General features: G+C 68.2%; 14 protein-coding genes and 1 pseudogene. 14 read left to right on the top strand and 1 reads right to left on the bottom strand.

The window, feature by feature from the left end; all coding sequences use genetic code 11:
* The first annotated feature begins 146 nt into the window (after positions 1–146).
* Positions 147–1,682, top strand: coding sequence for a tRNA (N6-isopentenyl adenosine(37)-C2)-methylthiotransferase MiaB (miaB, locus tag HPY32_RS41535; protein ID WP_067586831.1), 1,536 nt, complete (start codon positions 147–149; stop codon positions 1,680–1,682).
* Positions 1,683–1,908: 226 nt separating this feature from the next.
* Positions 1,909–2,490 carry an Rv2732c family membrane protein gene (locus HPY32_RS41530; RefSeq protein WP_067595605.1) on the top strand — a complete coding sequence of 194 codons (582 nt, stop codon included), beginning with the start codon at positions 1,909–1,911 and terminating at the stop codon, positions 2,488–2,490.
* Between the two features lie 534 nt (positions 2,491–3,024).
* Here HPY32_RS41530 and HPY32_RS41525 read toward each other — a convergent pair.
* Entirely contained in the window at positions 3,025–4,497 is a 1,473-nt protein-coding gene (locus HPY32_RS41525; RefSeq protein ID WP_067586834.1) for a DUF349 domain-containing protein, read from the bottom strand.
* A 355-nt stretch (positions 4,498–4,852) separates the two neighbouring features.
* On the opposite strand from HPY32_RS41525, the gene HPY32_RS41520 reads away from it, so the two are divergent.
* The 12 genes and pseudogenes from HPY32_RS41520 to HPY32_RS45425 all read left to right on the top strand — a co-directional run.
* Positions 4,853–5,611 carry a class III extradiol ring-cleavage dioxygenase family protein gene (locus HPY32_RS41520; RefSeq protein WP_067595607.1) on the top strand — a complete coding sequence of 253 codons (759 nt, stop codon included), beginning with the start codon at positions 4,853–4,855 and terminating at the stop codon, positions 5,609–5,611.
* Positions 5,608–6,537: a tRNA (adenosine(37)-N6)-dimethylallyltransferase MiaA gene (gene miaA, locus HPY32_RS41515; protein WP_067595609.1), complete on the top strand. Its 930-nt coding sequence runs from the start codon at positions 5,608–5,610 to the stop codon at positions 6,535–6,537. The genes HPY32_RS41520 and miaA overlap by 4 nt, the downstream gene beginning before the upstream one ends.
* A gap of 11 nt (positions 6,538–6,548) precedes the next feature.
* The gene (dapF, locus tag HPY32_RS41510; RefSeq protein ID WP_067595611.1) at positions 6,549–7,442 is read left to right on the top strand and encodes a diaminopimelate epimerase; all 894 of its coding nucleotides are present in this window, start codon (positions 6,549–6,551) and stop codon (positions 7,440–7,442) included.
* Between the two features lie 159 nt (positions 7,443–7,601).
* Positions 7,602–9,104: a GTPase HflX gene (gene hflX / locus HPY32_RS41505; protein ID WP_067586837.1), complete on the top strand. Its 1,503-nt coding sequence runs from the start codon at positions 7,602–7,604 to the stop codon at positions 9,102–9,104.
* A gap of 159 nt (positions 9,105–9,263) precedes the next feature.
* Positions 9,264–10,076 carry a lysophospholipid acyltransferase family protein gene (locus HPY32_RS41500; RefSeq protein WP_228787205.1) on the top strand — a complete coding sequence of 271 codons (813 nt, stop codon included), beginning with the start codon at positions 9,264–9,266 and terminating at the stop codon, positions 10,074–10,076.
* A gap of 156 nt (positions 10,077–10,232) precedes the next feature.
* Complete coding sequence (locus HPY32_RS41495) at positions 10,233–11,378, top strand: acyl-CoA dehydrogenase family protein (protein WP_067586843.1); 1,146 nt, start codon at positions 10,233–10,235, stop codon at positions 11,376–11,378.
* Between the two features lie 567 nt (positions 11,379–11,945).
* On the top strand, positions 11,946–12,596 hold the full coding sequence (locus HPY32_RS41490) for a hypothetical protein (protein WP_067586845.1): 651 nt from the start codon (positions 11,946–11,948) through the stop codon (positions 12,594–12,596).
* A 331-nt stretch (positions 12,597–12,927) separates the two neighbouring features.
* A complete protein-coding gene (locus HPY32_RS41485; protein ID WP_156674387.1) occupies positions 12,928–13,572 on the top strand; it encodes a hypothetical protein in 645 nt (214 codons plus the stop codon).
* A gap of 827 nt (positions 13,573–14,399) precedes the next feature.
* Positions 14,400–15,776 (top strand): wax ester/triacylglycerol synthase domain-containing protein, encoded by a 1,377-nt coding sequence (locus HPY32_RS41480; protein WP_171983294.1) that lies wholly within the window; start codon positions 14,400–14,402, stop codon positions 15,774–15,776.
* Entirely contained in the window at positions 15,761–17,923 is a 2,163-nt protein-coding gene (locus tag HPY32_RS41475) for an MMPL family transporter (RefSeq protein ID WP_067586851.1), read from the top strand. The genes HPY32_RS41480 and HPY32_RS41475 overlap by 16 nt, the downstream gene beginning before the upstream one ends.
* The gene (locus HPY32_RS41470) at positions 17,920–19,569 is read left to right on the top strand and encodes a PfaD family polyunsaturated fatty acid/polyketide biosynthesis protein (RefSeq protein WP_082871272.1); all 1,650 of its coding nucleotides are present in this window, start codon (positions 17,920–17,922) and stop codon (positions 19,567–19,569) included. Before HPY32_RS41475 ends, HPY32_RS41470 begins: the two co-directional genes overlap by 4 nt.
* Positions 19,566–21,035, top strand: a pseudogene (locus tag HPY32_RS45425) (beta-ketoacyl synthase N-terminal-like domain-containing protein); the annotation flags it as partial. The gene HPY32_RS41470 and the pseudogene HPY32_RS45425, both read left to right, overlap by 4 nt.
* Between the last annotated feature and the right edge of the window lie 126 nt (positions 21,036–21,161).

The following is a 21,161-nucleotide window of genomic DNA, read 5'->3' as shown; positions in this document are numbered from 1 at the left end:
ACTTTACGGGGGGTACGGCGAGGCCGCCGATTTTACTTAACCATTACTTGACATTGGTGATGCCTATCACCGCCGTCCGGCCGGGGCGAATCACCCCGTCGTTCGGCCGTTCGGGCAGCAGATACCCTGAACGGGTGAATTCGTCCATGCAGCTCGAGGTACGTTCCGGCGTCGAGGCAGCGCGGGTCCGCACCTACGAGGTGCGGACCTACGGCTGCCAGATGAACGTGCACGACTCGGAGCGGCTGTCGGGACTGCTCGAGGACGCGGGCTACGCCAAGGCCGCGCCCGGCGCGACCGCCGATCTCGTCGTGTTCAACACCTGCGCGGTCCGGGAGAACGCGGACAACAAGCTGTACGGCACGCTGGGTCATCTGGCCCCGATCAAGGCGGAGCGGCCGGGCATGCAGATCGCGGTCGGCGGCTGCCTGGCGCAGAAGGACCGCGACACGGTGGTGCGCAAGGCGCCGTGGGTGGACGTGGTCTTCGGCACGCACAACATCGGGTCGCTGCCGGTGCTGCTCGAGCGCGCCCGGCACAACGAGCAGGCCCAGGTCGAGATCCTGGAGTCGCTGGAGGCGTTCCCGTCCACGCTGCCCGCGCGGCGCGAGTCCGCCTACGCGGGCTGGGTGTCGATCTCGGTGGGCTGCAACAACACCTGCACCTTCTGCATCGTGCCGTCGCTGCGCGGCAAGGAGGTCGACCGGCGGCCGGGCGATGTGCTGGCCGAGGTGCAGGCGCTGGTCGAACAGGGCGTGCTGGAGGTGACCCTGCTCGGGCAGAACGTGAACTCCTACGGCGTCAATTTCGCCGATCCCGACGAACACCGCGACCGCGGCGCGTTCGCGAAGCTGTTGCGCGCCTGCGGAAATATCGACGGCCTGGAGCGGGTGCGGTTCACCTCGCCGCATCCGGCCGAGTTCACCGACGACGTCATCGAGGCGATGGCGCAGACCCCGAACGTGTGCCCGCAGCTGCACATGCCGCTGCAGTCCGGTTCGGATCGGGTGCTCAAGGCCATGCGCCGGTCCTACCGCAAGGCGCGGTATCTGGGCATTATCGAGAAGGTGCGCGAGGCGATGCCGCACGCCGCCATCACCACCGACATCATCGTCGGCTTCCCGGGAGAGACCGAGGAGGACTTCCAGGAGACCCTGGACGTGGTGCGGCAGGCCCGGTTCACCAGCGCCTACACCTTCCAGTATTCGATCCGGCCCGGCACCCCGGCCGCCACCATGGCCGACCAGGTGCCCAAGGCCGTGGTGCAGGAGCGCTACGACCGGCTGATCGCGCTGCAGGAGCAGGTCTCGCTGGAGGCCAATCAGGCGCTGATCGGCACCGAGGTCGAGCTGCTGGTCGCCGAGGGCGCGGGGAAGAAGAACGCCGCCACCGCGCGCATGAGCGGCCGCGCCCGCGACGGACGGCTGGTGCACTTCCGCCCGGCCGAGGCCGGTGCCATCCGCCCGGGCGACATCGTGACCGTCGACATCACCGGCGCCGCACCGCATCACCTCATCGCCGACGGCCCGATCCGCGGCCATCGCCGCACCCGCGCCGGCGACGCGCACGAGGCGGGCATCAAGCCCAAGACCGCCCCCATCGGCGTCGGCCTGGGCATTCCACGCATCGGCGCGCCCGCCCCCGAACCCGCGGCCGCATGCGGAACCGGTTGTGGCGCATGATCGATGCGTCCAACCCGAGCCAACCCGACGACAACCGGTGGTGAAGCCCGTGCCCGATCGTGAAGACGAGGCGCAACAGCAGAACCCGACACCCGAGGAGGCTCGCCCCACGCCGGGCGGCGCGCAGCCCGATGCGGAGGCGAGTGAAGGGGCGGGGAACCCGGTGGGGTCCGGGGCCGACAACTCATCCGGGGGTGATCCGCAGGCGCAGGCGAACGAGGAGACGATGAATCCGCAGCAGACGCAGGTGTTCGAGCAGTACCACGGGGATCTCGAGCAGGTCGAGCGCAAGATCGCCGGGGAGATCGATCCGGGGTATCGGGCGATGTTCGTGGCGGGCGCGGTGTTCATCCTGCTGCTGTCGCTGGTGCTGCCGCATGCGGGACACACACGCGGCCTGGACATTCTGCTCTCCGACCCCACCGCGAGCGCCGACCACATCGGCCTGCCGTCGCGGGTATTCCAATGGGACGTGCTGATCTTCGGCATCGGGTTCTCCTCGCTGGCGCTGCTGACCCGGCGCTGGACGCTGGCGTGGATCGCGGTCGCGGGCACGGCCGTCGGCAGCGTCTTCGGCGTGCTGTCCATCTGGCACCGCCAAACCCCCGGCATCGGCAACTACCACGGCGCGGGCCCCGGCATCGGCCTCATCCTGGCCACCCTCGCCATCGTCTTCCTGACCTTCCACTGGATCAAGGTCGTCTGGAGCCGCACCGCCCTCCAATTGGAGGCCGAGGAGCGCCGCCGCACCGCCGCCGCCGCCCAAGAGGAACACGACCGCCGCTGGCTCCTGGGCGAGGACAAGTAGCTCCAGCCATCCCGTCGTCCAGGCCCACCCCCCGTCATTCCGGTTGGCCGGAATCTGCTGACAAGATCCCGGCCAAAAACATGCCGGGATGACGAGTAGGCAGCATGCCGGTGTGGTGAGCAGGGCAGCATGCCGATGTGGTGAGCAGGGCAGTGCGCCGGGATCACGAGCAGGTAGCGCGTCGGGATGGCGGGTCGGATGACGTGCGAGGGTGACGAGTTGGGCAGTGCGTCGGGGTCATGAGCAGGCGGCGCGTCGGGATGGCGGGTCGGATGACGTGCGAGGGTGACGAGTTGGGCAGTGCGTCGGGGTCATGAGTAGGCAGCATGCCGAGATGATGAGTCGGGCAGCGTGCCGGGATCATGAGCACGGCAGCGTGTCAGGGTGATGAGTCGGGCACGTCGGGATGGTGAGTGGCGTCATGCCGGGGTGAGGGGTTGGGCTGCGTGTCGGAGTGACGAGGTGGGCAGCAGGCGGGATGGCGGGGAGGGATTGCTGGGGCGGCGGCCGACTTCGGGTCGGCCGCCGCTCGTCTCAGCGCTGGCTGACTGCGCCCTCGGCGGCCTCGGCCCACTCTCGCCACTGTTTGGCCTGTTCGAGGGCCTTTTCGGCGTCGCGGGTGCGGCCAGCCGCTTGGGCCTTGGCGGCCTGTTCCTCGAACTGGGCGACTCGTTCGCGGAACTGCGCGGCTCGGGCCATTGCCTCCGGATCGGTGCGCCGCCACTGCGCGTCGACGGCCTCGCGGACCCGCTTCTCGATGGCGCGCAGCCGGCCCTCCAGCTCCTGCATGCGCTCGCGGGGCACCTTGCCGAGGGCGTCCCACTTCTCCTGCAACTCGCGCAGCGCCGCGCGGGCGTTGTCGAGATCGGCGCCGGAGTCGATGCGGGTGGGGATCCGGTCCTCGTAGGCGTGCAGTAATTCCTCCTTGGCCGCCGCGTTCTGCTCGAACTCGGCGTCGCGTTCGGAGGCCGCCGAATTGCGGGCCGCGAAGAACACGTCCTGGGCGCTCTTGAAACGCCGCCACAGCTGCTCGTCGGCCTCGCGGGGCGCGCGGCCCGCGGCCTTCCACTCGGCCAGCAGGTCGCGGAAGATCGCGGCGGTGCCGGCCCAGTCGGTGGACGAGGACAGCTCCTCGGCGCGCACGCAGAGCTCCTCCTTGCGCCCCTTGGCCGCCGCCCGCTCCCGGTCCAGCTCGGCGAAGTGGGCGCCGCGCCGCCGGTTGAACGACTCGCGGGCCTTGGAGAAGCGCCGCCACAGCGCGTCGTCGACCTTGCGGTCCACGCCGCGGATGGTCTTCCACTCGTCGAGGATTTCGCGCAGCCGGTCGCCCGCGGCCTTCCACTGGGTGGATTCGGCCGCGATCTGCTCGGCCTCGGCGCACAGCAGTTCCTTGCGCTCGGTCTGCTCGTGCCGGGTGCGCTCCTTCTCCTCCTTGGCCTGCGCGGCAGCCTCGTCGGAATGCTCGATGATGGCCTGCAGGCGCCGCGCCAACCCGTCGATATCGCCGATCACCGCGGCGGTCGGCAACGATTCGGCAAGCGCGGTGGCGGCCGCGCGGGTCTTGCGGGCGTCGGTGCCGGCGGCCAGCCGCGCCTCCAGCAGTGCCACCTCGGTGGCCAGATCGTCGAAGCGCCGGCCGAAGTGGGCCAGGCCCTCGGCCGTGTCGCCCGCCTGCCAGGAGCCGATCACCCGTTCACCGTCGGCGGTCTTCACCCACGCGGTGCCGTCCTCGTCGACGCGGCCCCACTGGCTGGGATCGCTCTCCGACGGTACGACCACCGGATGCGGATGTTCCTGCGCCGGACCGGGGGTCGGTCGCATCGCATGCGGTTTGGGGGTTTCCGGCTTGTGCGTGCCCGGCTTGGGGACCCCGGGCTTAGGCGCAGTGGTGCCGGGATGGCCGGCGACATCGGCGGGCGTGGGCCGCTCGGCGGCTGAGTTGCTGGATTGCTGCGCCGCGCCGGTGTCCGGGTGGGTAGCCTTCTCGGTTCCGCTGTTGTCGGTCATCGCTCCTCGTCCCTGCCGCGCGTCACGGCTGCCTGGTTACGCCCTAGCTCATCCCATTCAACCAGCCAGATGGCAGATATGCCGTGTCTTGTCGTCGGTGGCGCTCCACGCGCGGTGGCCGTGGGCGGCAAAACCGTCTCCGGCGTGTTGCGGGAGGTCGAGGCGTCGTCGCGGCGACCGGGCCCGGCACGCCCGGTACCGGGAAAATGATCCTGGCGCTGGATTCATCCTGCACGAGATTCTCCGTCTGTCCAGCCGATGTCTTCGGAAGTGAAAAAACCGGCCGCATGTGACGGCCGTGACGCCGCGCCGGTGCCGCGCGGTCCGCCACGGCGCGGCAGATACGGTTGACGACGTGTTCCGTCTCGCCGCGCTGATCCCGTCGCCGCCCCTGTTGGTCCCCGAGCTGTGCGGGGGTTCGCCGGTAGCGGACGACTCCCATCCGGCGGCCCAGGTCCCCGCCCTCCGCGAGGCCGTCCTGTCGGCCGCCCGCACGCTGGCGGAATCGGCCGAACGCTGGACGATCGTCGGCGTGGGGAACGTGGAACAGGCTCTCGGTCCCGACACGGTCGGCACTTTTCGTGGGTTCGGGGCAGACGTCCGGGTCGCGCTTTCGCCTGCGTGGGGCGGGGAAGCGGATCCCTGGTTGCCGTTGTCTGTGTTGATCGGTGGGTGGGTGCGGGGGCGGGTTGCGCCCGGGGTGCAGGCTCGGGCTCGGGTTGTGGCGGGGGATGCCGGGGTGGAGCACTGTTTTGCGGTGGGGGCGAAGTTGCGCGGTGAGTTGGATGCGGAGGGCGCGGATAACGGTGTGCTGGTTGTTGCCGATGGGGCGGCGACGTTGTCGATCAAGGCTCCCGGATATCTGGATCCGCGGGCGGCGGGGGTGCAGGACGGGATCGACCGCGCCCTGGCGGCGGGGGATCGGGCGGCGCTGGCGGAGCTGGACAGTGGGCTGTGCGCCGAACTCGAGGTGTCCGGGCGGGCGGCGTATCAGGTGCTGGCCGGGTTGTTCGAGGCCGATGAGCGCGATCCGTCCGTCGAAACCCGGTATGCGGCGGCGCCGTTCGGCGTCGGATATCAGGTGAGCGTGTGGCGGCCCGGCGGTGGGCGATGACCGTCCCGATCGCGGTGGTCGGCCCGACGGCCACCGGAAAGTCCGAGCTGGCACTGGAATTGGCGCAGCGCCTGGACGGCGAGATCATCAATATCGACGCCATGCAGCTCTACCGCGGCATGGACATCGGCACCGCGAAAGTGCCGGTGGCGCAGCGCCGCGGCATCCCACACCACCAGTTCGACGTGCTCGAGGTGACCGAGACCGCCACCGTCGCCGCCTACCAGAGCGCCGCGACCGCCGACGTGCAGGACATCCTGGCGCGCGGGCGCACCCCGGTCGTGGTCGGCGGCTCCATGATGTATGTCCAAGCGCTGCTGGACGACTGGGAGTTCCCGGCCACCGATCCGCGGGTGCGGGCCAAATGGGAGGCGGTGCTGGCGGACAGCGGCGTCGAGGCCGTGCACGCCGCGCTGCGGTCCGCCGATCCGGTGGCGGCGGCGACCATCCTGCCCACCGACGGCCGCCGCATGGTGCGCGCGCTCGAGGTCGTCGAACTCACCGGCCGCCCGTTCGCCGCCTCGCAGCCGCGGATCGGCGAACCACGGTGGGGCACGGTGATTCTCGGCATCGACCGCGACACCGCGGAACTGGACGCCCGCATCGAACTGCGCACCGCCACCATGTTCGACCACGGCCTGGTCGACGAGGTGCGCACCCTGATCGACCGCGGCCTGCGCGAGGGACAGACCGCCCGCCGCGCCATCGGCTACGCCCAGGTATTGGCGGCGCTGGACGGCGAATACGATCTGGCCGAGGCGCGCGACCGCACCCACTTCGGCACCCGGCGATACGTGCGGCGGCAGCGGTCCTGGTTCCGCCGCGACCCGCGGGTGCGCTGGCTCGACGGCGCCGCCCCGGACCTGGTGGCGACCGCGCTGGACGAAATCTCCCGGCCCCGCCGGGCGTTGACGGGAGGAATATGACCATGACCGACATCGAATTCACCAAGGGCCACGGCACCCAGAACGACTTCGTGGTGCTGCCCGACCCGGACGCCGCGCTGGACCTGCCCGCCGCGCGGGTCGCCGCGCTGTGCGACCGGCAGCGCGGCATCGGCGCGGACGGCGTGCTGCGGGTGGCCCGCGCCGGAGCGTTGCGCGCGGCCGGAGTGCTCGACGAACTGCCGTCCGACCTGTCCGCCGACGACTGGTTCATGGACTACCGCAATGCCGACGGCTCCATCGCCGAGATGTGCGGCAACGGGGTGCGGGTGTTCGCGCACTACCTGGTCGCCACCGGCCTGGAGAAGAACGCGGAGTTCATCGTGGGCAGCCGGGCCGGGGCGCGACCGGTCACCGTGCACGCCGCCGACGACGTCCACGGCGACGTCACCGTCACCATGGGCCCGGTGCGGCAGTTGGGGGAGTCCACCGCCACCATCGGCGGGCGCGCCCTGCCCGGCCTGGGCATCGACGTCGGCAACCCGCATCTGGCCTGCGTCGACCCGGACCTGACCCGGGAGGCGCTGGCTCAGCTGGACCTGACCGTCCCGCCGGGCTACGACCCGGAACTGTTCCCGCACGGGGTGAACATCGAGATCCTGACCGCCCCGGCCGTCGACGAGACCGGCACCCCCGCCGTGGACATGCGCGTCTACGAGCGCGGCGTCGGCGAAACCCGCTCCTGCGGAACGGGAACCGTAGCCGCGGCCGCCGCGGCCCTGACCAGCGACGGCTTCACCCTCGACACCGACAGCGGCCGCCTTCGAGTCCGCGTCCCCGGCGGCATGGTCACCGTCGGCATCGAACAGGGCCACGCCTGGCTCCGCGGCCCCTCGGTCCTGGTCGCCTCGGGCCACGTGGCGGCCGCCTGGTGGTACGCGGATTGATTCCGGGCCACAAAGCACGCCGGAATGACGGAACCGGGTGCGTGCCCTCATTTCCCGGCACGCTCGGCTCCTCGGTATCCCGGCATCCTTTTCGTCGGGATACCGATATGGAATAACTGGGATGCGGGGAGTCGTTGAGGCGTGGGACCATGGAGGCGTATGAGGAAATCAGAGACTTACGAGTTCACCCCTATCGAGGAGCTCGACGAGAACGGTGACGGCCGGAACGGTTGGGCGCCGGAGCCGACCGTCGGCGAGTTGCAGCTCGACGAGCGCAGTTCGCTGCGTCGCGTCGCCGGGCTGTCCACCGAACTCGCCGATATCACCGAGGTCGAGTACCGGCAGCTGCGCCTGGAGCGTGTCGTGCTGGTCGGCGTCTGGACCGAGGGCAGCGCTGCGCAGGCGGAGGCCAGCATGGCCGAGCTCGCCGCGCTGGCCGAGACCGCGGGCTCCGAGGTGCTCGACGCGCTGATCCAGCGGCGCGACAAGCCCGACCCGGCCACCTACATCGGCTCGGGCAAGGCCGACGAGCTGCGCGCCGTCGTCCTCGAGACCGGCGCCGACACCGTCATCTGCGACGGCGAGCTGACCCCCGCGCAGCTGACCGCGCTGGAGAAGGTCGTGAAGGTCAAGGTCGTCGACCGGACCGCGCTGATCCTGGACATCTTCGCCCAGCACGCCACCTCCCGCGAGGGCAAGGCGCAGGTCTCGCTCGCCCAGATGGAATACATGCTGCCCCGGCTGCGCGGCTGGGGTCAGTCCATGTCCCGGCAGGCCGGTGGCCGCGCGGGCGGCAGCGGCGGCGGCGTGGGTCTGCGCGGCCCCGGTGAAACCAAGATCGAAACCGATCGCCGCCGCATCCGCGAACGCATGTCTCGATTGCGCCGCGACATCAAGGAGATGAAGACCGCCCGCGACACCAAGCGGGCGCGGCGCACCGGCAGCGGCATTCCGTCGGTGGCCATCGTCGGCTACACCAACGCGGGCAAGTCCAGCCTGATGAACGCGCTCACCGGCGCGGGAATCCTGGTGCAGGACGCGCTGTTCGCCACCCTGGACCCGACCACCCGCCGCGCCGCCCTCGACGACGGCCGCGAGGTGGTGTTCACCGACACCGTCGGTTTCGTCCGGCACCTGCCGACCCAGCTGGTCGAGGCATTCCGCTCCACCCTGGAGGAGGTCACCGGCGCCGACCTGCTGCTGCACGTCGTCGACGGCTCCGACCCGATGCCCGACCAGCAGATCAAGGCCGTGCGCGAGGTGATCACCGACGTACTGCGCGAGTCCAAGACGCCCGCACCGCCGGAACTGCTGGTGGTCAACAAGATCGACGCCCTGGACCCGACCGACCTGACCCACCTGCGGGCCCAGCTGCCCGGCGCGGTGTACGTGTCCGCGCGCACCGGCCGCGGCCTGAACACGCTGCGCGACAAGCTGGCCGAGTTCATGGGCGGGCTGGACGTCGAGGTCGGCGTGCTGCTGCCCTACACCCGCGGCGACCTGCTCGCGCGCATCCACGCCGACGGCCGCATCATCGACTCCTCGCACGAGGAGGGCGGTACCCGGCTGCGGGCCCGCGTGCCCCACGCCCTGGCCGCGGTGCTGTCGCAGTACGCGCATGCCGGTACCGACGTCGCCGAGGCGGCGGACCTTTCGGGCTGAAGCTCGCACCCTGTGCGGCACAGTCACTTTCGTTACGATCGTGGTATCGGAAGTGACTGCAGGGAGGTGCTTTTGTCTGGAAAAGATTCCACGCCAAAAGAATTCGACACCGGTGGGTATGTAGCCGGGGCCGTCCGCGTGCTCAGCGACGGAGCGCCGTTGCGTATTCGGTTGTCCGACGGCGATCTTCGACTGTTCGACGCCCTGGCGGCGCCGGTGCGGATGTGGACCAGTCCGCGGTTCTACGGGCTGGACAACATCCCCGACACCGGGCCGGTGCTGCTGGTGGGCAACCACACGCTGCTCGGCGGCGTCGATGCGCCGCTGCTGCTGCACGAGATCCTGCACCGGCGCGGGCGGCTGGTGCGCGGGCTGGCGGAGAACGTGCTGATGCGGGTGCCCGCGGTGCGAGATCTGGTGCACCGCATGGGCAGTGTGCGCGGCAACCGGGCCAACTGCCGGGCGCTGCTGGCGAGCGGCGAGGCGGTGATCGTGTTCCCCGGCGGCGGCCGAGAGGCCATGCGCCGCAAGGGCGAGAAGTACGTGCTCAAGTGGGAGGGCCGAACCGGCTTCGCGCGCATGGCGATCGAGGCGGGCGCGCCCATCCTGCCGGTGGCGATGATCGGCGCGGACGACGTCTACGACGTGGTCTTCGACGGCGACCACCCGGTCATGCGCCCGCTGCGCTGGGCCGTGGAGGCGCTCGGCATCCGCCGTGAGCTGACGCCGCCGCTGATGCGGGGCCTGGGTCCCACGCTGCTGCCGCGCCCGGAGCGCTTCTACTACTCCGTGGGCACACCGATCGACACCGCGCCGTGGCGCGACGCCGACGACCCGGACTCGGCCGCGGCCGAACTGCAGGTGGTCGTGCGCAAGGCGCTGCAGGAGGAACTGACCTTCCTGCTCGGCGAGCGGGACCGCGACGGCGGCCGCACGCTGTGGGGGCGGGTCCGCGAGACCGTCGGACTCTAGTCAGGTTTACCGGGGTTCAAGTCGACAACGGCGTCGACCCCCACTCTCTCATCTGAGGTCATTCCCGATTTCCGGGGTTGGAAGTGAACGATGATTCGACTTCCGGGTACCGTATTGGCAGAGGCGACGATGCCGTGTGGTCACTAGGAGGTCGGCGTGGAACGCACCCTTTTCGAGCCCGAACATCAGCTGTTCCGGGAGTCCTACCGCAAGTTTCTCTCCCAGCACGTGGCACCCCGGCACGCGGAGTGGGAGGAGCGCGGGATCGTCGACCGCGACGTGTGGCTCGAGGCCGGTAAGCAGGGCTTCCTCGGGATGGCGGTGCCGGAGGAGTTCGGCGGCGGGGGTGTGAAGGACTTCCGCTACAATGCCATCGTCACCGAGGAGACCGTCCGGACCCAGTTCTCGGGCCTGGGTTTCGGCCTGCACAACGACGTCATCGCGCCCTATCTACTGGATCTGGCGAACGACGAGCAGAAGCGGCGCTGGCTGCCGGGCTTCTGTTCCGGCGAGATCATCACCGCCATCGCCATGACCGAGCCCGGCACCGGATCGGACCTGCAGGGCATCAAGACCCGCGCGGTGCGCGACGGCGACGACTGGATTCTCAACGGCGCCAAGACCTTCATCACCAACGGCATCAATTCCGACCTCGTCATCGTGGTCGCCCAGACCGACCCGGAGAAGGGCTCGATGGGCTTCTCGCTGCTGGTGGTCGAGCGTGGCATGCCCGGTTTCGAGCGCGGCCGCAACCTGGACAAGATCGGTCTGAAGGCCCAGGACACCGCGGAGCTGAGCTTCACCGACGTCCGGGTGCCGGGCCGCAACCTGCTCGGCCAGGAGGGCATGGGCTTCATCCACCTCATGCACAACCTCCCGCAGGAACGCCTGTCGATCGCGGTCATGGCCGCCGCCGCCATGGAAGGCGCCCTGGACATGACCATCCAATACGTGCGCGACCGCAAAGCCTTCGGCAAACCCCTGGGCGCCCAACAGAACACCCGCTTCGTCCTGGCCGAACTGGCCACCAAGACCACCGCCGTCCGCGTCCTGGTAGACCGCTTCATAGAACTGCTCAACGAAAACGAACTCACCGCCGAAGACGCCGCCATGGCCAAATGGTGGAGCACCGAAGAACAACTAGACCTCATCAACCGCTGCCTACAACTACACGGCGGCTACGGCTACATGCGCGAATACCCCATAGCCAAGGCATATATGGACGCCCGCGTACAAACCATTTACGGCGGCACAACCGAGATCATGAAGGAGATCATCGGGCGGTCACTGAAACTTGCTTGATAGGGGGCGGTTTCGGGTGTCAGGAGGCGGGCGCCGTCCCGTCCCCATCCCGTCGGAGATCTGAAATTGGCCCGTTTCCGGAGGGGTACTCCTTGGGGGTAGTGCTCTGAGCTGTCGGCAGCGCGAGGGCTGTCGTACCGACTGCACCCGCGCCCGCGACCTGCCCAACCCGACACATCTTCTGCGATTCGTAACACAAACCTGCTGGTCTGACGATGAACACTTCCCCGGGACGGGGAACCGTCCCACCCCACGAGCAGACAAGGACGAAAACCCGAAGACTCTCCCGCAGCTCGCCGAGTGGTAGGCAACCGCCACGGCTCGAGCGCCGGAGAAAGCAACACAGCCCGGGCACGACCCGAAGCCACAAAGAAGAAGCACGACCATGCGTAAAGCAACAGCGCTTTTCGCTGCACTCCTTTTCGCTGTATTCCTGCCGATAACGACGGAACAAGCGGCGACAGCACATGCCGACGATTGCCAAGGTGAGCTGGCATCCATCATCGGTGTGGCTATGCACTCCTGGATGGAGGAAGCGCCCCGTCAGCGCGACGGCAAGGAGTCACGATGACCGTATCCACTCGAACCATCTACGACTGGGCAGAACTGTACACCCTACCGAGCGAAATCAAGTTCACCGATTCGTCGGGTACCGACTACTGGACACTCGGCGACGGACACATCGTCGACGACACGGCACATTTCGTCTCGTATGACGCCATCGAGCTACCGGTAACGCTGGCCGACACCCACCCATACCGCATGAAGGTGTACAAGATGTTCGGGCTCCCGAAATGGGCCGCGCGCAGCGTCGGCCGCGGAATCTTCCAGTCGTTCGACACCTGGAACGAAGCGATCCACTGGGCACAAGGAACGAGCACGAAGACAAGCGTGCTACGGAACAAACACACTCGGCAACTGCGCACATCGGTGCATCCGATGATCAGCGCCGTTTTCATGGCACGCCACCGTCGTCACCTCACATCCCCCGATTCCGAACATCTGCCGGGGCATTCGTCGAGTCCGGGATGCGGGGACCGTCAAACCACCTACATCAAAGTTCGTAGTCGACTCCACACGCACGTCAGCGATCTGATCGCAGGCCTGACCGGTCACCCGCACGCCCAGATATACGCGGTAATGGTGTTCCACAACCCCGAAGACTTCCAGGCAGCTTGCCGAGCGATGCGAGACCGCCACGGTATGAGCGCCGGATAAGAACAAGGAGCCAGGCCCGACCCGGGGGCTTTTCGCTGCGTTCCCGTTCGCGGCAGTCATTGCTGATGAACTCCCCCAGTATCTACCTGATGTCGGCGCCTCGAGCCGACGATCGCGGGGCGCGAATCAACCACAAGTTGGGTTCACCGCCGGCACACGGGCCTACCGAACCGGATTGCCGGGACGATGCCCACATATCGGTGGCCGATGGCTCAACGAAAGTTGGTCGCGGGTGGGGACTTCGAGAACACACTGCGGGTCAGGACGGTATCTGTCCCAACGTTCCCGGGCCTCGCCGAGGCCTGAACATCTCGTGAAAAGGAACATCGTGATGAAGAGTCTCGAGCCAACCCGCACCAGGCGCACCGCTGCCCCAGCACGGCACCTGCCTGCGGTTCTCGTCGCCATGGTGGGTTTCGGGATCATAACGCTTCTCATGCCCCTCACCGCCAACGCGCAACCACCACTGCCATGTACTGTCAACGTCGGCGTATCTTCCAACGCCTCCTGCGCTGTAGCGGTCGCCCCATTAGCCGGGACCGGCGTCACCTTCACTGTCGCCGGAACCTTGAACCTCGGCTCCGTCAGCGGCACCGCCACCGGCACCGAGACGGTCTCCGTCGCCGGCACCGGGGTTTCCGCGGGCAATGGCTCGTATACTGGCAGCCTCAGCGGGAGCACTCTCACCGGCAGTTTGAACGTCCTGACAATACCGGTGTTCAACGGAAGCTGGGCGTGCAGCGGCACAGTGGGCAGTGCAGGCTGCAGTGCCAACCTGAACCTATTCGGCGTCCCGTCCAGCGGAACCGGCAGCTACAGCCTGGCGGGTACGACGTTGACCGGCACCGCGAACGGCCACGTCGATGGCCAGCCACTGAACGGGACGATCACGGTCAACCCGACGGCTCCGCTCGGATCGGTGGTGTGTGTTCAGGGACAAGCAGACGGCGTCACCGTGCCTCCCATGTGCGCCTAGCCTCGCTCATTCAGCTCATTTCCGGCACTTCGTGCCGGAAATGAGCGAAAGGTGCTCTGATGAGCTGCGATTGCGCACGGCGGCCAAGACCGGGCTGGTTGAGGGTTTGTCGGTCGCGATTGGCGGTGGCAGTGCCGCTCGCCGCGTGAGACAAGGTGATGAACCTCGATCGGTTCGATTTGGCCTGATTTCGGGGACCGGCCCGTGGGCCGACCATCACCCCGCATCCCCCGCGAACCGCCACGGTTCGCAGGGGATGCGGCAGGTGCCGGTGGTGGTTGTGACGGGTTCGAGGGGGAGGGGGTTCGGGGACGGTGATGTGGCATGTCGTCGGCTTATCGGCCGTGTACGAGCAGCCAGCCGGATCGGCCTGGACAACGGCGGCGGAGGCGAAGAAATCGCCACCTGGTTCGCCGCCCGAGCCCAAGAGCTGGCAGCTCGCGATTCGGCCGTATAGCACGTCAACGGCATAGTCGTTCACACACAATCGACGTTCGTCGAGGCGGGTAGTTCAAACGAGTGGTACAGGCGCTACACATTTGGGCTTGGTGCATGTTGGCTCGAACTTTTCATGACGATGTTCTCTTTCACTGGAGGCCGGGCCTCGGTGAGGCCCCGCGATGTCGGGACGGAGCACCGTCCTGGCCGCAGTGTGTGTGCAACGTCCCAGATCATGACCAACTTTCTGTGCTGCCAACGCGATAAGGTCCGTGGCCGGTGCCGACGGCGAACCCAACTTGGGATGGATGCGGACTCCCGCGTTGGTTGGCTCGGGGCGCCAACATCAGGTGGTCGCCGTCGCGGAAACCGGTGACAACCTCCGCTGTGTGAGATTGCACTCCTTGCTCGAAGCCGTGGAGGTTGCGCTGCGGACAGGATCCGGCAGCCGCGTCCGCCGCCTGACCCTGATCGAACGCCTTGTGGTGCTGGGCGAGTTGCTCTATCCGAGGCTCTCGCTGCCGCATCACGGTGGCATCGTGGTCGGCGGGCTGTTGCGGGTGGACGGGCCGCCGCTCACGCTCGAGGAGATACACGCGGCATTGCGCCCATGGCTGGTAGCGGTGCCGGAATTCCGTTACGCCCTCGCCCAACCGGTTCGGCTGTGGCGTCGACCCTGGTGGACCGAGATAGCCGATCTCGACCTGAACAACCACGTCCGGGAGTACGCCGTCCCGCACGACTCGGGACCGGAGGGGCTGAGCGCGGCGATCGACGACATCGCGCGGAATCCGCTGTCCCTGACGGCACCCCTGTGGCAGATGTGGTTGATCCACGGTTACGCCGATGACGAGTGGGCGTTCCTGTTCAGGGCCAGTCACGCGCTGTTCGACGGTGTCGCGGTTCTGGAGTTACTGCGGCGGCTGGGTCGCGGCGAGCCACCGGTCCTGGCGCAAGGGACGACATCGGGCGCCGACAACGCACTCCGGCATCGGTGGACACGTGATGTCCGGCAGGCAATCCGGGATCTGCCCCGGTTGCTGCGCAGCGTATTTCCGCTCGCGCTGCCACCGTTCCGAGCGATCGATCTGTCCGGTAGGCGGCACATCGCCTGGACGACAATGCCATTGGAGCGGCTGTGGGAGGCCGGTCGGCGACACGAGGCGCAGCTCGGCGATGTGTACCTGGCGGCGCTGGCCGGTGCGCTCCGGGCATGGCCGGGCCTGTCGTGGCGGCGCGGGAGCGCGCGGCGAGTGTGGACAATGGTCCCGGCCAGCACTCGCGGCCTGGGCAGCCAGCGGCAGCTCGGCAATCGTGCGGCACACTTGCGGGTCGCGCTCCCATGCGGCGAGCCGGATCCGCTGCGGCGGCTGGAACAGGTTACGCGGTCCCGGGCGATGGCCAAGCACAGTGGCTATCTGACGGTGATCCCCGCCGTCCTGCGGTGGGCACCGCATTGGCTCGGAATCCCGTTGGCCGCATTCGTTTTGGGCCCCTGGCAGATCAGCCTGGTTGCGGGCATGCTCCCTGGGCCGCCCGACACCGTGTGGTACCGGGATCGGCGGGTCCGCGAAATCGTCCCACTGAGCCCGCTACCGGTCGGCGCCCCGATCATGGCATACCTGCTGACCTACGGCGACCAGGCATGTCTCGGCTTCACCGTCGACGTCGCACTGAGCGACGGTGACGGCCTCGGCCGGTTGGTGGCGGCGGAGATCGACCTCCTCGCGACGATGGACCAGGGGGACAGATGTTCGCCGCGATAGCCCGCTTCGTGACCCGGCGCCGATGGGCGGTGCTGGCGGTCTCGATCCCCCTGGTGCTGCTGGCCGTAGTGACCGGGGCCGGTCGCAACGGCCGTCTCGGCCTCGGCGACTACACCGACTACGGCGCTCCCTCCGCCGAATCGCACCGCGCCGCAGTGGCCGTGCGCACCGTGGGCGGCGGTTACGTCGATGTCCTGGTGATCTATCGCAACGATCGGCTGCAGATCGCCGATCCCGCCTTCCGTGCCGCCGTGGAACGGTCCCTGGCGGCACTACCGCCCGGCATCGTCACCGAAACCACCACCTATTGGGGCAATCCCGACCCCATGATGGTCTCCCGCGACGGGCATGCCACCTTCGTCGCATTGTCGCTGGCGGGAAACGATGTCGCCGAGCGGGTGGCGGCGTATCACCGGCTGCGGAATTCACTGTCCGCCACTGGTGTGCAGCTCGCTTACACGGGACCCGTGCCCGCGATCGATGAGATCGCCCACACGGCAATCCATGAGGCTGTGCGCAACGAGGTGATCGCATCGCTGGCGATTCTGGTGCTGCTTCTGCTGCTCTTCCGCAGTCCGGTCGCGGCCGCGATCCCGGTCGTCCTCGGTGGGGTGACCATCGCCTTGACGCTGGGGGCACTCGGGATCGCTGCCCGATTCGTCGAGATACCGGTCTTCGCGCTGAACGCCGCTGTGACTGCGGGGCTCGCGCTCGGGGTGGACGCGGGTCTGTTCATGGTCAGCCGTTTCCGGGAGGAACTCGCCCGTGGCCGGGGTGTCGACGAGGCCGTGGCCGCCACTGTCGGCACCGCTGGGCGGACGGTGTTTTTCTCCGGCGTGACCATCTGCGGCCTGACCACCGTGGTTGTCTTCTTCCCGATCCAGGCCGCGCACGTGATCGGGCTGACCGTCGCTTTGGCGATGGGATTCGGCGTGCTGCTCAGCGTGATCGGTCTCCCGGCGCTGCTCGCCGCGCTGGGCCGACGGATCGACATGCTGCGCCTGCCGTTTCCCGGTCGGCGCCAACGCGTTCGGGTTGGCTGGGTGCGGCTGGCCCGGTCCGTCATGCGTCGCCCCGTCCATTACCTGGTCGGTGTCGGTACGGTCCTGGTGCTGCTGTGGGTGCCGGTATTCCACGCGGTGGTGGGTCTGCCCGATCAGCTGACACTCCCGGCTCACGCGCCGGTTCGGGCGGCGACCGACGACCTGTTCCATGATTTCGGGTTCAGCGGGGTCGGGGTGATCCAGGTGGTGGCGACCTTCCCCGATCGGCTGAACACCTCGGCGGGTGATGCGGAATTGTCCACGCTGACGCGGAATCTCGGCGCGACTCCCGGTGTTGTCGGAGGTCTGGTGACCGCGAAGAACGGGCGTACCGCGGTCATCTACGTGGGGCACTCCGGCGTGGTCGGAGACGCTGCCTCTCGTGATCTGGTCCGCGAAATCCGCCGACTGCCACCGCCACCCGGTACCCAGGTGCTCGTCGGCGGTCCCACCGCCTTCATGGTGGACATCCTGGATCTCATTCAGGCCCGGTTGCCGTGGGCGGTGTTGTACGGCGCCGTGCTCATGTTCGTGCCGTTGCTGATCGCGCTGCGTTCCCTGGTGCTCCCGGTCAAGGCGTTGTTGATGAACGTGCTCTCCATCGGCGCCGCGTTCGGTTCCCTGGTCTGGATATTTCAGGACGGTCACCTGGTCGGTCTCGTGGGCGGCGCACGGGTCGGGTCCATCGATCCCATCACGCCGCTGGTCATGCTCTTGCTTGTCACCGCATTGTCGATGGATTACGAGTATTTCCTGCTCAGCCGGATGCGCGAGGAGTACGACGCGCTGGGCGACAACACCGCCGCTGTCGCCGGTGGGCTGCAGCGGTCCGGTCCGATCATCACCGCCACCGCGGCCACGGTCCTCGTCGTCGCCGCGGTGTTCGCCGACAGCGACATCCTGTTCATCAAGCAGCTGTGTATCGGGATCTTCATCGTGGTCGCGGTGGACGCGACCCTGGTACGTGCCCTGTTGGTGCCCGCCATCATGCGTTTGCTCGGCCGCGCCAACTGGTGGTTGCCCGGCTCGGCTCGGCGCGGCGGCCAGTTCCACTGCGAGACGACCACTGTCACCGCCGCAGCCATGAGGGGAACCGAGCGATGAACCCTGTGACTACCGAGATGGTTACTCGCCCAGCGACTGTCGGGTGGCGGCCCGGGGAGCACCGGCCCGCATTCTCCCCGGCCGATCTTGTGGTCTCCGCGCAGCGGATTCGGGAACCGGTGCACATCATCTCCCGCACGTCCGACGGCGCACTGGGTATAGGCAGAGGCGGTGCCCTCACCACCGACGGGCACGTCAACGGCAGCGAATTCCCCGTGGTGGGCACCTTGCCCGTGTTGCCACCCGAGTCGCTCGGCGATCCGACGTTCTGCCACGCCCACGGAACTCGCTTCGCCTATATCGCTGGTGAGATGGCAGGCGGCATCGCCAGCGCTCGTTTGGTGGAGGCTATGGCCCGAGCCGGGATGCTCGGATTCTTCGGGGCCGCCGGTCTGGACCTGGACACGATCGACCGCACGGTGGCCGGATTCGCTCGACGACTCGGCGGAGTGACGAACTGGGGAGTGAACCTCATCCACAACCCGGCCAACCCTCGACATGAGGAGCACGTGGTAGACCTGCTGCTGCGGCACGGTGTTTCGCGGATCTCGGCGTCGGCGTATCTGACACTGACCCCGGCGGTGGTGCGGTGTGCCGCATCTGGACTGCGCACAGACCCGAGCGGACGAATCGTGCGCTCGGTCCACCTGTTCGCGAAGGTGTCCAGACCCGAAGTGGCCGAACAGTTCCTGCGTCCGGCTCCCGCGGCGATGGTGAACGCGCTGGTCGCTCAGGGACGGCTCACCGAGACCGAAGCGGTTCTGGCAGTGCGGGTTCCGGTGGCCGAGGATGTCACGGTCGAGGCCGACAGCGGCGGGCACACCGACAACCGCCCGCTCACGACGGCATTGCCTGCCATCCGGGCCCGGCGTGATGCGCTGGTAGAGCAATTCGGTTACCTGGACCCGGTTCGCGTCGGAGCGGCGGGCGGATTGGGCAACCCGGTCGGTATCGCGGCGGCGTATGCGCTGGGCGCGGCGTACGTCCTCACCGGCTCCGTCAACCAGATGGCCGTGGAAGCCGATCAATCCGAGGACGCCAAAGCATTGCTCGCCCAGGCAGAGGAGACCGATGTGGTCATGGCGCCCTCCGCCGATGCGTTCGAGTTGGGCATCAAAGTGCAGGTGCTGCGGCGCGGCACCATGTTCGCCGCCCGTGCCAACCGCCTCTACGAGGCATATCGCTCCTATCCGTCGCTGGAGTCGATCCCTGAGGAGGTCCGAAACCGCTTGGAAAGGGAGATCTTCCGCATGTCGTTGGAGCAAGCGTGGGAACTGACCCGCCAGTTCTGGCAGGACCGCGACCCCGCCCAGATTCAGCGCGCACACGCCGAGCCCAAGCACCGGATGGCGCTGGTATTCCGCTGGTACCTCGGCATGTCGAGCCGGTGGGCAATCACGGGAGAGACCGAGCGCCGGGCGGATTACCAGTTGTGGTGCGGCCCCGCGGCGGGTGCGTTCAACCGCTGGACCTCCGGAAGCTTCCTGGCCGACCCGGCGAACCGGACCGTCACGCAGATCGCCCGAAACCTGTTGGAGGGCGCCGCGGTCGCGACCCGCGTACACCAACTGCGCGCTTTCGGCGTCCCCGTCCCGACCTCGGCCTACGGCTTCGCGCCGCGCCCCTTGTGCTGGGAGGCGCCATGACCGGCCAACAGACACCGATCGCGATTGTCGGACTCGGGGCGTTGGCGCCCGGATCGACAACCGTCGAGGACTTTTGGCGCTCCGTCGTGCACAGCCGGGACCTGATCACCGAGGTACCGCCGAGCCGGTGGCCGGTGTCCGCGTTCTATGATCCGAATCCCGCCGCGGAGGACAAGACGTACTGTCGCCGAGGCGGATTCGTGCCGGAGGTCGACTTCGACCCGCTGCGGTTCGGCGTGCCACCGCACCTGCTCCCGGCGACGGATGTGGCGCAGTTGCTGTCCCTGATGGTCGCCGAGCAGGTGATCGCCGACGTCGCCGACGGGCGGGACCGCGAGCTGGACCGGGAGCGGGTCGGCATCATTCTGGGCACCAGCGAGACCGAGCTGATGGGTCTGATGGTCGGCCGCATGTTCCGGCCGGTATGGGCGAAGGCATTGCGGGACAGCGGGATCGCCGACTCGGAGGTGCAGGCGATCTGCGATCGTATCTCGGCGTATTTCCCATCCTGGCAGGAAGCCACGTTCCCCGGCTTGCTGGGTTGCGTCATCGCCGGGCGCATCGCGAACAGGTTCGACCTGCACGGCACCAACTGCACCCTCGACGCCGCGTGCGCCAGCTCGCTGGCCGCGCTGTCGATGGCCGCCAACGAACTCGCCTTGGGCCAAGCCGATCTCATCATCACCGGCGGCGTCGATTGCGCCAACGACCCGTTCACATTCACCTGCTTCAGCAAGACTCCGGCTCTATCTGCCAGCGGCGACTGCCGACCGTTCTCCGACGCCGCCGACGGGACCGTGCTCGGCGAGGCGATCGTCATGTTCGCGCTCGAGCGGTTGGCCGATGCCGAAGCCGCCGGTGATCGAATCTACGCCGTGATCCGGGGCATCGGGTCTTCGGCGGACGGCCGGGGCACCTCGATCTACGCGCCGGATCCGGTAGGGCAGGAACGGGCCCTGCGCCGGGCTTACGCCGCTGCCGGATACGACCCGGCCACGGTAGGGCTGCTGGAAGCGCACGGCACCGGCACCCGGGTCGGCGACGCGGTCGAATTTGCCGCCGCCCGGCAGGTTTTCGACGCATCCGGCAGGACCGATCGGCAGTGGTGCGCACTGGGGACCGTGAAGTCGCAGATCGGCCACACCAAATGTGCCTCGGGCGCAGCGGGTTTGCTCAAGGCCGTGCTCGCGCTGCACCATCGGGTGCTCCCGCCGACGATCAAGGTGACCAATCCGGATCCCGATCTGGATCTGCCCCACAGTCCCTTCCACCTCAACACCCAGGCCCGGCCGTGGGTGCACGCGCAGCCCCATCCGCGCCGCGCATCGGTCTCCAGTTTCGGCTTCGGCGGCACCAACTTTCACGTCACCTTGGAGTCCTACAGCGGGCCGTCGCCGCGGCGCTGCAGGACAACTCGTTCCGAGCTGGTCCTGTTCAGCGGCGGCACCATCGACGAAGTGATCGGCTGCTGTCGCGCCGTCGAAACCTCCGGGAGCCTGCCGGATATCGCGCGGGACAGCCAATTCCGGTTCCGGCACACCGATCGGGTCAGGTTGGCGATCGTCGCCGGCGATGCCGAGGAACTGAGGGGG

Origin of the sequence: Nocardia terpenica (assembly GCF_013186535.1) — a bacterium.
In the GTDB taxonomy this organism is placed as follows: domain Bacteria; phylum Actinomycetota; class Actinomycetes; order Mycobacteriales; family Mycobacteriaceae; genus Nocardia; species Nocardia terpenica.
The sequence above is the reverse complement of the archived record's forward strand: the minus strand, read 5'-3'. Positions and strand labels throughout refer to the sequence as shown.

Coding starts and splice junctions, on each gene's coding strand:
- hflX (WP_067586837.1), top strand. CDS start 7,602: ATGAGGAAATCAGAGACTTACGAGTTCACCCCTATCGAGGAGCTCGAC.
- HPY32_RS41525 (WP_067586834.1), bottom strand. CDS start 4,497: ATGACCGACAACAGCGGAACCGAGAAGGCTACCCACCCGGACACCGGC.
- HPY32_RS41490 (WP_067586845.1), top strand. CDS start 11,946: ATGACCGTATCCACTCGAACCATCTACGACTGGGCAGAACTGTACACC.
- HPY32_RS41485 (WP_156674387.1), top strand. CDS start 12,928: ATGAAGAGTCTCGAGCCAACCCGCACCAGGCGCACCGCTGCCCCAGCA.
- HPY32_RS41475 (WP_067586851.1), top strand. CDS start 15,761: ATGTTCGCCGCGATAGCCCGCTTCGTGACCCGGCGCCGATGGGCGGTG.
- miaA (WP_067595609.1), top strand. CDS start 5,608: ATGACCGTCCCGATCGCGGTGGTCGGCCCGACGGCCACCGGAAAGTCC.
- HPY32_RS41470 (WP_082871272.1), top strand. CDS start 17,920: ATGAACCCTGTGACTACCGAGATGGTTACTCGCCCAGCGACTGTCGGG.
- HPY32_RS41530 (WP_067595605.1), top strand. CDS start 1,909: ATGAATCCGCAGCAGACGCAGGTGTTCGAGCAGTACCACGGGGATCTC.
- miaB (WP_067586831.1), top strand. CDS start 147: ATGCAGCTCGAGGTACGTTCCGGCGTCGAGGCAGCGCGGGTCCGCACC.